General features: G+C 72.0%; 11 protein-coding genes and 1 tRNA gene. 2 read left to right on the top strand and 10 right to left on the bottom strand.

Annotation, left to right across the window (positions count from 1 at the left end):
• Nucleotides 1-9: 9 nt before the first annotated feature.
• The 10 genes from ACETWP_RS12840 to ACETWP_RS12795 all read right to left on the bottom strand — a co-directional run bounded on the left by ACETWP_RS12840 (nucleotide 10) and on the right by ACETWP_RS12795 (nucleotide 9,652).
• Nucleotides 10-483, bottom strand: coding sequence for an FHA domain-containing protein (locus ACETWP_RS12840; RefSeq protein WP_373972652.1), 474 nt, complete (start codon nucleotides 481-483; stop codon nucleotides 10-12).
• A gap of 242 nt (nucleotides 484-725) precedes the next feature.
• Nucleotides 726-802, bottom strand: a tRNA-Pro gene (locus ACETWP_RS12835).
• 86 nt (nucleotides 803-888) lie between these two features.
• Nucleotides 889-2,427: a ribosome biogenesis GTPase Der gene (gene der / locus ACETWP_RS12830; protein ID WP_373972651.1), complete on the bottom strand. Its 1,539-nt coding sequence runs from the start codon at nucleotides 2,425-2,427 to the stop codon at nucleotides 889-891.
• On the bottom strand, nucleotides 2,424-3,176 hold the full coding sequence (gene cmk / locus ACETWP_RS12825) for a (d)CMP kinase (RefSeq protein ID WP_373972650.1): 753 nt from the start codon (nucleotides 3,174-3,176) through the stop codon (nucleotides 2,424-2,426). The genes der and cmk overlap by 4 nt, the downstream gene beginning before the upstream one ends.
• A gap of 1 nt (nucleotide 3,177) precedes the next feature.
• Nucleotides 3,178-4,281: a prephenate dehydrogenase gene (locus tag ACETWP_RS12820; RefSeq protein ID WP_373972649.1), complete on the bottom strand. Its 1,104-nt coding sequence runs from the start codon at nucleotides 4,279-4,281 to the stop codon at nucleotides 3,178-3,180.
• Between the two features lie 3 nt (nucleotides 4,282-4,284).
• Complete coding sequence (locus ACETWP_RS12815; protein ID WP_373972648.1) at nucleotides 4,285-5,424, bottom strand: pseudouridine synthase; 1,140 nt, start codon at nucleotides 5,422-5,424, stop codon at nucleotides 4,285-4,287.
• A gap of 34 nt (nucleotides 5,425-5,458) precedes the next feature.
• Nucleotides 5,459-6,196, bottom strand: coding sequence for an SMC-Scp complex subunit ScpB (gene scpB / locus ACETWP_RS12810; RefSeq protein WP_373972647.1), 738 nt, complete (start codon nucleotides 6,194-6,196; stop codon nucleotides 5,459-5,461).
• Nucleotides 6,193-7,179: a segregation and condensation protein A gene (locus ACETWP_RS12805; protein WP_373972646.1), complete on the bottom strand. Its 987-nt coding sequence runs from the start codon at nucleotides 7,177-7,179 to the stop codon at nucleotides 6,193-6,195. The genes scpB and ACETWP_RS12805 overlap by 4 nt, the downstream gene beginning before the upstream one ends.
• Complete coding sequence (locus tag ACETWP_RS12800) at nucleotides 7,179-8,075, bottom strand: ParA family protein (RefSeq protein WP_373972645.1); 897 nt, start codon at nucleotides 8,073-8,075, stop codon at nucleotides 7,179-7,181. Before ACETWP_RS12800 ends, ACETWP_RS12805 begins: the two co-directional genes overlap by 1 nt.
• Nucleotides 8,076-8,332: 257 nt before the next feature.
• Nucleotides 8,333-9,652 (bottom strand): cation:dicarboxylate symporter family transporter, encoded by a 1,320-nt coding sequence (locus ACETWP_RS12795; protein WP_373972644.1) that lies wholly within the window; start codon nucleotides 9,650-9,652, stop codon nucleotides 8,333-8,335.
• A gap of 132 nt (nucleotides 9,653-9,784) precedes the next feature.
• On the opposite strand from ACETWP_RS12795, the gene ACETWP_RS12790 reads away from it, so the two are divergent.
• Nucleotides 9,785-11,548 carry a sensor histidine kinase gene (locus ACETWP_RS12790; protein ID WP_373972643.1) on the top strand — a complete coding sequence of 588 codons (1,764 nt, stop codon included), beginning with the start codon at nucleotides 9,785-9,787 and terminating at the stop codon, nucleotides 11,546-11,548.
• Complete coding sequence (locus tag ACETWP_RS12785; protein ID WP_373972642.1) at nucleotides 11,541-12,248, top strand: response regulator; 708 nt, start codon at nucleotides 11,541-11,543, stop codon at nucleotides 12,246-12,248. Before ACETWP_RS12790 ends, ACETWP_RS12785 begins: the two co-directional genes overlap by 8 nt.
• Nucleotides 12,249-12,253: the final 5 nt, after the last annotated feature.

Genomic DNA, 12,253 nt, shown 5'->3' with positions numbered 1-12,253 from the left:
GAGTGACCTTCAGTCCTGCCGCGCGGACGGCGTGCGGCTGCCGGCGTAGAACGTGAGCCGGAACTTGCCGATCTGCACCTCGGAGCCCGTGCGCAGGAGGACCGAGTCCACCCGGTCGTGGTTCACGTAGGTGCCGTTGAGGCTGCCGGCGTCGACGACCTCGAACCCGGCCTCCAGGCGGCGGAACTCGGCATGCTTGCGGGACACGGTGACGTCGTCGAGGAAGATGTCCGCCTCGGGGTGCCGCCCGGCGGTGGTGACCTCCTGGTCCAGGAGGAAGCGCGCGCCGCGGTTCGGTCCGGAGTGCGCGATCAGCAGCGCCGAGCCCTCGGGCAGCGCGGCGACGGCGGAGCGTTCCTCGGGCGCGAGCGGCGCGTCGGGCACGGTCTCGCGGACGAGCGGCGTGAGGCTGATACTCGTGGTCTCCGCAGCAGTCTCCGCGCGGCCGGGCTGCGTGCCGCCCGTGCCGTTGTCCCCAACCATGTGGTGTCCTCCCTGAAGGCTCATGTCGTCTCGGTGATGCGGGTCCGGCGCGTGTTGCGCGGCGGCCGCATCGGTCCTTCCGTCAAGCCTAGCCTACCCGCGGACCGTCTTCGTCGGTGGTCAACAGGGACTTCACAATGCGTCGCCACCCGTGGGGGCGGGGCGCGGGGGCGGGCCCGGCGCGCCCGCCCGGAAACGGCGGAGGGGCCCGGGGAATCTTGCGATTCCCCGGGCCCCTCATGTGGTCGGGCTAGCGGGATTCGAACCCACGACCTCCTGACCCCCAGTCAGGCGCGCTACCAAGCTGCGCCATAGCCCGGCGTCCCCCGCAGGAATCCCGTCCGCCCGTTTCCGTGCGGTGGTCCCTGCGAAAAGCTCCTCCGTAACTCTACCGCATCCGGAGGACTACTTCTGACGCCCGCGCTTTTCGCGCACCCGCATGCTGACCTCGAGGGGCGTTCCCTCGAAGCCGAACGTCTCGCGGAGGCGGCGGGTGATGAAGCGGCGGTAGCCGGGATCCAGGAACCCGGTGGTGAACAGCACGAACCGCGGCGGACGCGCGGACGCCTGCGTGCCGAAGAGGATGCGCGGCTGCTTGCCCCCGCGGACCGGGTGCGGGTGCGCCGCCACCAGTTCCCCGAGGAAGGCGTTGAGCTTGCCGGTCGGGATGCGCTTGTCCCAGGACTCCAGGGCGGTGTCCAGTGCGGGCACCAGCCTGTCCTTGTGCCACCCCGTCTTGGCGGAGATGTTGACCCGCGGCGCCCAGTCCACATGGGCGAGATCCTGTTCGATCTCGCGCTCCAGGTAGCGGCGGCGCTCGTCGTCGAGCAGGTCCCACTTGTTGAACGCCAGCACAAGCGCGCGGCCGGACTCGATGGTCATTTGGAGGATGCGCACGTCCTGCTCGCTGAGGACCTCGTCCACGGCGATGAGCACGACGGCGACCTCCGCCTTGTCGAGCGCGCTCTGGGTGCGCAGCGAGGCGTAGTAGTCCGAGCCGTGGGCCATGTGCTGGCGGCGGCGGATGCCGGCCGTGTCGACGAAGCGCCACGTGCGTCCCCCGAGCTCGACGAGCTCGTCGACCGGGTCGCGGGTGGTGCCGGCGGTGTTGTCGACGACGACGCGCTCGCTGCCCGCGAGCTTGTTCAGCAGCGAGGACTTGCCCACGTTGGGGCGACCGATGAGCGCCACGCGGCGCGGCCCGCCGCGGGGGATGATCCCGCCGTGGGCGGAGAACTCGGGGAGCTTGCCGACCAGGTCGTCCAGCATGTCCGCGGTGCCGCGCCCGTGCAGCGCGGAGACCGGGTACGGCTGGCCGAAGCCGAGCGCCCAGAGGGCGGCGGCGTCGGACTCCTGGGCCATGTCGTCGACCTTGTTGGCGACGAGGAAGACCGGCTTCTTCATGCGCCGGAGCATGCGCACGACGCCCTCGTCGGTCGCGGTCGCGCCGACGGCCGAGTCCACGACGAAGATGATGACGTCCGCGAGGTCGGCGGCGATCTCCGCCTGCTCGGCCACGCGGGCGTGGATGCCCTTGGCATCGTGCTCCCAGCCGCCGGTGTCGACGAGCGTGAAGTCGCGGCCGGCCCACTCGGCCGAGTACGTGACGCGGTCGCGGGTCACCCCGGGGACGTCTTCGACGACGGCCTCGCGGCGTCCGATGATCCGGTTCACCAGCGTGGACTTGCCGACGTTCGGGCGGCCGATGATCGCCACGACGGGCGGGATCCGCACGTCCTCCTCTTCGAAGGAGTCGCCGTCGGTGTGGGACAGGAGCGCGGCGTCCTCGTCGTCGAGATCGTAGTCCGCGAGTCCCGCGCGCAGCGAGGCGGCCCGCAGCTCGGCGTCTTCGTCGGAGATCTCCTGGAGCTTCTCGGCGATGTGGTCCTCGCCCGAGGGGACGTAGTCGTCTCCGTCGCCCGGGTAGGCGGCGCTATCGGTCATGGTGAAGGGTTTCCTTTGTTCGCCGCTCCCGCAGACGCGGAAGCACCTTCCATTTTTGCATGCTTCGCGGCACCCGGGTTTTGCGCGCCCCCGCCGGCCCCCGCCACGACCCGCAGGACCGCCTGGACGGTCTGCTCGAAGTCGAGGTCCGAGGAGTCGAGGGTCACCACGCCGTCGGAGGCCGTCGTGAAGTTGGTGACGGTCGAGTCCTTGGCGTCGCGGGCCACGACCTGGCGGTGCAGGTCCTCGCCGGACTGGCCGCCCCCAAGCTGCAGTCCGCGGCGGCGCAGCCGGGCCTCCTCGCTCGCGGTGAGCAGGATCCGGGCCTGCGCCTCCGGCGCCACGACCGTGGTGATGTCCCGTCCCTCGGCGACGATCCGCGCGTGCCCGGCGATCAGTGCGCGTTGGCGCCGCACCAGCTCCTCGCGCGCGGCGAGGTTCGTGGCGACGGCGGAGACGGCCTCCGACACGAACGGCTCGCGGATGGTCCGCGTCACGTCCGTGCCGTGGATGAGCACCTCCTCGCTGTCCGGGTCCGTGCTGATGAACAGGTCCGCGGCGCGCACGGCGGCGGCAACCGCCGCGGCGTCGTGGAGATCCGTTCCGGCGTCGAGGCAGTGCCAGGTCACGGCGCGGTACATGGCCCCGGTGTCCAGGTACGCGGCGCCGAGCCGGCGTGCCGCCTCCCGGGACACGGAGGACTTCCCGCTGCCGGAGGGTCCGTCGATCGCGACCACAAGCTGTTCCACGCTACTGCACCACTTTCCATTGACGTTCGGTGAGCTCCCCGATGAGTTCGCCGCTGCGGCCCGGCAGGACGGAGATCTCCACCATCCCGACCTGGTGCCCGGAGGAATGCTCCATGCGCAGGTCCTCGACGTTCACGCCGGCCTCGCCGACGTCGGCGAGGAGCCGGGCGATCTGCCCCGGCCGGTCGTCCACCAGCACCGTGACGACCGCGAAGGCCTGGGGCGGCGCCCCGTGCTTGCCCGGGATGCGGGCCTGGCCCGCGTTTCCCTCGCCCATGAGCTCGGCGAGGTCCAAGAGGGCGCCCGGCCCCGTCGGATCCTCGAGGGTGGCGATGAGCCGGTTCAGGTCCTCGCGCAGCCCGTGGAGGATCGGCACGATCTGCGGCGCGTTGTGGCTGAGGATCTGGATCCAGAGCCGCGGGTCGGAGGCGGCGATGCGCGTGGTGTCGCGCAGCCCGTTGCCGGCCAGCGCCAGGGCGTGCGCCGGCGCGTTGAGCAGGCGGGACGCCAGCAGCGACGAGGCGACCTGCGGGAAGTGCGAGACGAGCGCGACGGCGGCGTCGTGCTCGGCCGCGTCCATCCGCGAGACGGTGGCCCCGAGGTCGATCGCGAGCGACTCGGCGGCAAGGCGGCACTCGGTGCGGGACTCGGGCAGGGCGCAAACGACCCACGGCATCGCCGTGAACAGCTCGCCGCGCGCCGCCGCGGGACCGGACTTCTCGCGCCCCGCCATGGGATGCGTGCCGACGTACCGCTCCAGCTCCGCGGGCCCGAGGCGCGTGTCGGCGCGCAGGGCCTCGAGGATCGAGGACTTCACGCTGGCGATGTCCACCACCGTCGCACCGGGGTGGTCGCGCAGCGCGCCGGAGACGACGTCGGCCGTCACATCCGGGGGCGCCGCGACGACCACGAGCTCCGGGGACGGCGCGGTCGCGGCGTCGAGGATCGTGCCGGCGCCGATGTCCTGCGCCACGGCCTGCGCCGTCGGCGAGGTGTCCGACAGCAGGACCCGCACGCCCCGGCGGCTCAGCCCGAGGCCGATGCTCGCGCCAAGCAGGCCGGTCCCGATGACCAGCACCGGGCCGTTGAGGTGTGTCGCCGGCACCGGCTACATTCCCACCGCGGCGAGCAGGTGCCCGATCTCGTGGCCACTCAGGGGGCGGATGGTCCCCTGCTTCTGGTCCCCGAGGCGGATGGGTCCCACCTGGACGCGCACGAGGCGCTTGACCGGGTGGCCGACGGCGTCGAAGAGCCGCCGGACGACCCGGTTGCGGCCCGAGTGGAGCACGACCTCGACGAGGACCTTGCCCGGGGTGGAGTCGACGAGCTTAAAGGAGTCGACGCTGGCCCAGCCGTCCTCCAGCTGGATGCCCTCCTTCATCTTCGCCCCGATGCCCTGCGCCATCGGGCCGGGGACCTGCACGAGGTAGGTCTTCGGGATCTCGTAGGACGGGTGCGTGAGCCGGTTGGCCAGCTCGCCGTCGTTGGTCAGCAGGAGCAGGCCCTCCGTGTTCACGTCGAGGCGTCCGACGTGGAACAGGCGCTCGCCCTTCTTGCGGACGTAGTCCGAGATGCAGCGGCGCCCCTCGGGGTCCTCCATGGTGGACACGACGCCGCGCGGCTTGTTGAACACGAAGTACTTCAGCGTCTCGTTGAGCTGGACGCGCATGCCGTCCACGTGGATCGTTGCGGTGGCGGGGTCGACGCGGCGGCCCAGCTCGGTGACGATCTCGCCGTCGACCTCGACGCGCCCGGCGGCGATCATGTCCTCGCTGACGCGCCGCGAGGCGACGCCCGCGTTCGCCAGCACCTTCTGGAGGCGCACGCCGTCCTGGTCCTCGGCGTCCTCGCGCGGGCTCGGGGCCGGGCGGGACGCGGCGGGGCGCTTGCGCTGCACGGGGCCGAGGTTGTTGCCGAAGCGCTCGTTGCCGAAGGGGCGCGGCCCCTTGGCGGCGCCCTTCTGGGGACCGCCCTTGCCGCCGCCCTGCGGGCCCTTCGGCCCGCCATGCTTGAAGCCGGCGCCCTTGGCGCCCGGGCCGGTCGCCTTGGCGCCGGGAGCCCGGTAGCCCGAACCCTTGTAGCCGGAGTCGCCGGCGGCGCCGTCGGACGGGCCGCCGGGGCGGGCGTCGCGGCGCGGCGCGCCCGAACGGCCGGAGGAGGCCGGTCCCTGGCCCCGGCGGGGGCCCTGGGCCGGTCCTTGCCGGCGGTTGTCGCCGCGGCCGGCGCCGGAACGGGATCCCTGGGTCATGTGTTGTCCTTCAATACTGCGTAGTGGTGTGGGGCTAGAACGCGTCGTCGCCGAATTGGTCGAGGTGCTCGAGCCCGGGCAGGTGCGGTGAGAGCTTCGGCAGCTCGGAAACGCTACCTATACCCAATCTTTCCAGAAAATACGAAGTGGTCTGATACAAGTGTGCACCGGTTTCCGGATCGACGGCGGCCTCCTCGACCAAACCGCGCACGGTCAGGGTGCGCACGACGGAGTCGACGTTCACCCCGCGGATCGCCGCGATCCGGGCCCGGGAGACGGGTTGGCGGTAGGCCACGACGGCCAGCGTCTCGAGCGCGGCCTGGCTCAGCCTGGCGGTTTGCCCGTCCAGGACGAACCGCGACACAAAGGGAGCAAAATCACGTCGGGAGAAGATCCGCCAGCCGCCGGCGACCTCCCGCAGCTCGAATCCGCGCCCGTTTCCGTAGTCGGCGCGCAGCTCCCGGAGGAGCGCCTCGACCCGTTCGACGGTGAGGCCGAGCACCGCGGCGAGCCGCACCGCGCTCACCGGCTCGTCGACGACCATCAGGATCGCCTCGACTCCGGCGCGGGCGCCGCCGGGCAGCGCGTCGAGATCCGGCTCGCCGTCACCTGCCGCGTCGGGCTCGTCGGCGTCCGGTTCGCCGGCGCCTGCCGCGTCGGGTTCGCCGGCGCCTGCCGCGTCGGGTTCGCCGGCGCCTGCCACGTCGGGCTCGTCGGCGTCCGGCACGTTGGCGTCGGCAGTTCCGGGCGCATCGGTCGGTGCGTGGCTCATGGTGTCGCCTCCTCCCCCGGCGCCACCGCGGGTGCGGCGGGACCGGCGTCGTCGTTGTGGGCCGCCGCCGCGGGCTCGGCGTCGAACTCCTCCCGGAGCGCCCCGGCATCCCAGTCGCGGCCAGCCGCATCCCACCTGACGGTCAACTCCCCCAGGGGCGCGTCCTGGTCGAAGTCCACCACCCGGTCCCGGAACATCTCCAGCAGGGCCAGGAAGCGCGCGACGACCTCCTGGATGGAGGCGGCGTCGGATACCAGGGAGCGGAAGCTGTGTCCGCCGCCGTTCCGGAGCAGCCCGGCCAGCAGGTCCGCCTGTTCGCGGACGCTCACGGGCGGCGCGTGCAGGTGGTCCAGCCCGACCTCGGTCGGTACCGCCGGCTTCGGCGCCAGCGCGCGCCCCGCCAGGTCCGCGAAATCCGCCAGGCTCGTCCTCCAGAGGAGCTCGGGCAGCAGCGCCGCGAACCGCGGGTCCGGGGCCGGCCGGCGCGGGAAGCTGGCCGACTCGGCCTCGAGTCGCTCGGCGAGCTGGCCGGCGACGACCTTGAAGGCCTTGTACTGCAGCAGGCGGGCGAAGAGCAGGTCGCGCGCCTCGAGCCGCGCGATGTCCTCGTCGGACTCGACCTCGCCGGACGGCAGGAGCCGGGCTGCCTTGAGGTCCAGCAGCGTCGATGCAAGGACCATGAACTGCGTGGTCTCGTCCAGCGCCTCGTCGCCGACGCGTTCGCGGAGCTCCCGGATGTACGCGATGAACTCGTCGGTCACCGTGGCCAGCGAGACCTCGGTGATGTCCAGGCGGTGCTTGGAGATCAGCCCCAGCAGCACGTCGAAGGGCCCGCTGAAGTTCTCCAGCGTGACGGCGAACCCCGGCTCCGGCGGCGCGTCGGGACCGCCCGCCGCCCGTGGCGCGGGCGGCGGCGACGGCACCTGCGGCCGCGCGGTCTCCGGAGGGGCGTACGGCGCGGCCGCCGCCCCCAAGGGCGTCATTACGGGGCGCCGCCGCGGCTGATGAGCTCCCGGGCCAGGTTGCGGTAGGCCTCGGCGCCCGGGTGGTTGCTGGCGTAGCTGGTGATCGGCTCGGCGGCGACGTTCGCGTCGGCGAACTTGATGGTGCGCTTGATGACGGTCTCGAAGACCTTGTCGCCGAACGCCTCCAGGAGCCGGCCCACGACCTCGCGGCTGTGCAGCGTGCGGTGGTCGTACATCGTCGCGAGCACGCCGTCGATCTGCAGGCTCGGGTTCAGCCGGTCCTGGACCTTCTCGATGGTCTCGACGAGGAGCGCCACGGCCCGCAGCGCGAAGAACTCGGCCGTCAGCGGGATGATGACCCCGTGGGCCGCGGTCAGCGCGTTGACGGTGAGCAGGCCCAGCGACGGCTGGCAGTCGATGAGGATGACGTCGTAGTCGTCCGCCACCTTGCGCAGGGCGCGGTCGAGCACCTGCTCGCGGGCGACCTCGTTCACCAGCTGGACCTCGGCCGCGGACAGGTCGATGTTCGCCGGCAGCAGGTCGACGTTCTCGACGCCGGTGTCCATGATGGCGTCGCGGATGTCCGTCTTGCGGTCCATGAGCACGTTGTAGACGGTGGTGTCCAGCTCGTGCGGGTTGGTGCCGAAGCCCGCGCTCAGGGCGCCCTGCGGGTCGAAGTCCACCAGGAGCACCTTGCGGCCGTACTCGGCCAGTGCCGCCGCGAGGTTGATGGTCGACGTCGTCTTGCCGACCCCACCCTTTTGGTTGACCATCGCGATGACGCGCGCGGGGCCGTGGCCCTCGAGAGGGGCGGGCACGGGAAAGTCGGTGAGGGGCCGGCCCGTGGGGCCCTTCGGCCGCGGCTCCCTCAAGAGACCTGCCGTCCGGGTGCTCGAACCCTGTTCCTCGCTCACGGTATGAACCACGCTTCCGATCGTTTGCCTATGGGTGTTTACCTAGCCTCTAGGCTATCGCCCGCGGACACCCCGGGCGCGCAGATCCGCGGGAAGGCGGCGGCGAGCCTTTACCTTGTAGCTGAGGTGGAGGGTTGCCGTCGCGGATCGGGAAGGGGCCCGGGACGGGCCCGGGAACGACGGCGGCCACCGCCCCCGGGCGAACCCGGGGCGCGGCGGCCGCCGTCGTGCGGGGCGCCCGCGGCGCCCCTGGGTCGCTAGTGCGACTCCGGGTGCAGCGAGAGCTCGTCGAACGGGCGCTCTCCGGCCATGACGGCGCGCGCCTGCTCGTGGTCCAGTTCCTTGGTCCACTTGCCGATGAGCAGCGTGGCGACCGCGTTGCCGGTGAAGTTCGTCAGCGCGCGGGCCTCGGACATGAACTTGTCGATGCCGACGATGACGCCCATGCCGTCCAGCAGCTCCGGGCGGTGGGCCTGGAGGCCCGCCGCGAGGGTGGCGAGGCCGGCACCGGTGACGCCGGCGGCGCCCTTCGAGGCGATGATCATGAAGATCAGCAGACCGATCTGCTCGCCGAGGTTCATCGGCATGCCCATCGCCGTGGAGACGAACAGCGAGGCCATGGTGAGGTAGATCGCGGTCCCGTCCAGGTTGAACGAGTAGCCGGTCGGCACGGTGATGCCGACGACGGGCTGGGAGACCCCGGCGTGCTCCATCTTCGCGATCAGGCGCGGCAGCGCCGACTCGGAGGAGGACGTGGAGAAGATCAGCAGGTACTCGCGGGCCAGGTAGCGCAGCAGCGAGAAGATGTTCAGACCGGTGACCAGCTTCAGCAGGCCGCCCAGGACCACGACGATGAACAGCGCGCAGGTGACGTAGAAGGCGCCCATGAGGATGGCCATGGAGCCGATGGCGGCCCATCCCGTGGCGCCGACGACCGCGGCGATCGCGCCGAAGGCGCCGATCGGGGCGGCCCACATGATCATCATCATGATGCGGAAGACCACGGCCTGGAGGTGTCGGACCGCGTTGAGCACCGGCTCGCCCGACTTGCCCATGGACTGCAGGGCGAAGCCCACGAGCAGCGCGAGGACCAGGGTCGGCAGGACCGGGATGTCGCCCGGGATGAGCTCGAGCAGGAACTTGACGGTCGCGTTCTCCTCGCCGCCGGCCGCCGTCTCGTACGGCTCGAGCTGCAGTCCGGAACCCGGGTTGATCATGTTGCCGACGAACAGGCCGATGGCCAGCGCGAAGGTGGACATGGTGATGAAGTACAGCAGCGCCAGCCCGCCGACCTTGCCGACGGTCGCGGCCTTGGCGATCGACCCGATGCCCAGGACGATGGTGCAGAAGATGACCGGGGCGATGATCATCTTGATCAGGGCCACGAACCCGGTGCCGAGCGGCTTCAGGGCCTTGCCGAGTTCGGGGAAGATGAGGCCGACCGCGGCGCCCGCCACCACGGCGACGATCACCATGATGTAGAGCCAGTGGGTGCGGTCCTTCTTCTTCGGCCGGGCGTTCTCCGGGGACTCCGGCCGCCGGCCGGGCTCCTCGGTCAAGGTTGGCGTCGTTGCCATGGGGGACTCCTCGTGAGATGGGGGTGGTGCTTCGGAGTCCATCGTGCCGCCGAGGGTGACACAACTCACCCTTGCGTTCATACTGTTCACGCCCATGGCAAGCTTGGGGTGCACCGCGACGGAGGGAGGGCCTTGGATCCGCATGCTGCCACCCGCCGTTCCGGATCCCCGGCGGGTCCCGGCGGAGCGTCCAGCCTGGCGACGCGGCTCTTCCTGTGGCAGCTGGTCCTGATCACGGCGGTCGCGGTCGTGGTGAGCGTCGCCAGCTACCGGAACGCCGAGGCACAGGCCCGGGACTCGGCCGCCGACCGCGTGATGAGCGTCGCCGCCACCCTCGCGCACGACCCCTTCGTCGTCGAATCCGTCCTGCGCCCCGACCCCTCCGCCGCGCTGCAGCCCTACGCGCAGGAGATCCTCGCGACGGCCTCCGTGGACTTCGTGACGATCATGGACACGGACCGCACGCGCTACACGCACCCGATCCCCGCGCAAATCGGGCAGGACTACATCGGCAGCATCGACCAGGCGCTCGCCGGCCAGCCGTTCGTGGAGGAGTACGCGGGGACCCTGGGCCCGTCGGTCCGCGCCATCGCCCCGGTGCGCGACGAAGCCGGCCAGATCACCGCCATGGTCGCCGTCGGCGTCACCCTCAGGACGCTCGGCATCACCCAGTCCGCCGCCATCCCCGCGATCCTCGGCGTCGCCGCGGCCGCCGTGGCGCTCGGCGGACTGGCGGCGTACATGCTCAGCCGGTACCTGCGCCGGGTGACGCTCGGCTACGGACCCGAGGAGCTGCGCCGGCTCTTCGCCTACTACGACTCGGCGCTGCACTCTTTGCGCGAGGGGCTGGTGCTCGTCGACGGCAGGGGGCGGCTGGTGCTCTACAACGACCACGCCGCGGACCTGCTGGGGCTGCCGCCCGCGGGCGCCCTGCGGCCGCTGCCGGTCGCGGACCTCGGCCTCTCGGAGTCGGTGCGCGACCTCTTCGCGAGCGGCCGCCGGGCCACCGATGAGATCCACCTGACCAACAGCCGGGTGCTGGTCATCAGCCAGGAGCGCGCGGCCGAGCCCGAGCTCGGGGCGGCTCCGCGCCTGCCCTTCGCCCGCCGCCGCGGCGGCCGCGCCGGGCGGCCCGACCGCGCCGAGGCCCGCCGCCCCGGCACCGTGGCGACCCTGCGCGACCACACGGAGATCCAAGCCCTTACCGGCGAGCTCGAGACCATGAAGACGCTCACCGAAGCCCTGCGGGCGCAGACCCACGAGCACGCCAACCGGCTGCACACCGTGGCCTCGCTGATCGAGCTCGGCCGCGAGCGGGAGGCGCTGGACTTCGCCGTCCGGGACCGCCAGGAGTCGCAGCGCCTCACCGACGACGTCGTGCAGGCCATCGACGAGCCGTTCCTCACCGCGCTGCTCGTGGGCAAGGCGGCGCAGGCCAACGAGCGCGGCATCGAACTGACGCTGACGGCCAGCGGGGAGCTCCCCCGGGACTCGCTGGACGCCCGGGACCTGGTGACGATCACGGGCAATCTGCTGGACAACGCGTTCGACGCCGCGGCCGCATCCGACGCGCGGCGCGTGTGGGCGGACTTCTCCGTCGTGGACTCCGACGTCGTCATCTCCGTCGCCGACTCCGGGCCGGGCATCGACCCGGACCAGCTGGACGGGTTCCTGCGCATGGGCACGACGACGAAGTCGGCCGGGGCCACGCCGGGCGGGCACGGGCTCGGCCTGGCCCTGGTGCGGCAGGCGGTGTCGCGGCTGGGCGGATCGCTCGAGGTGGACAACGACGCCGGGGCGATCTTCACGGTCACGCTGCCGCTCCGCGGCGGCGCGGCGACGGCGGCCTACGGCCGGCGCGCCCCCGACGGGTCCGGGGGCCGGTCCCGTGGCTGAGCCGGAGCGCGTCCTGCGCGTGCTCGTGGCCGACGACGAGCACATCACCGCGGCGGCGCACGCGGACTACGTGCGCAGGGTCGCCGGATTCGACGTCGCGGCGGTCGCGCACAGCGGCGGCGAGGTGCTCTCGCTCCTGGACGCCGCCGCGGACGCCGGCGAGCCGGTGGACCTGGTGCTGCTGGACATGAACCTGCCCGACCTGCACGGCCTGGACGTCGCGCGGCGGATCCGCGGACGCGGGAACACGGTGGACATCATCGCGATCACCGCGGTGCGCGACCTCAACGTGGTCCGGACCGCCATCGCCACGGGGGTGACGCAGTACCTCATTAAGCCCTTCACCTTCGCGGCGTTCCGCGACAAGCTCGAGAACTACCGCGGCTTCCGCCTCAACCTCGCGGGAGACGGCGGCGCGGCCACGCAGGCGTCGATCGACAACGCGTTCGCCGCGCTGCGCACGGCGGGAAGCCTCGGCCTGCCCAAGGGCCTGCTCGAGGAAACGCTGGCCGCCATCGCCGGACGGCTGCGTGGCGCGGACGGCGCACTCTCGGCGACCGAGGTCGCGGAGGCACTGGACATGTCCCGGGTGACGGCGCGGCGCTACCTGGAGCACCTGAGCGCGCAGGGGCTCGCCGTGAAGGCCCCGCGGCACGGCACGCGGGGTCGCCCCGAGTACGAGTACCGCTGGAAGGGATAGCCGCC

The organism is Arthrobacter halodurans, from assembly GCF_041877255.1.
GTDB classification, from domain to species: Bacteria; Actinomycetota; Actinomycetes; order Actinomycetales; family Micrococcaceae; genus Arthrobacter_N; species Arthrobacter_N halodurans.
The sequence above is the reverse complement of the archived record's forward strand: the minus strand, read 5'-3'. Positions and strand labels throughout refer to the sequence as shown.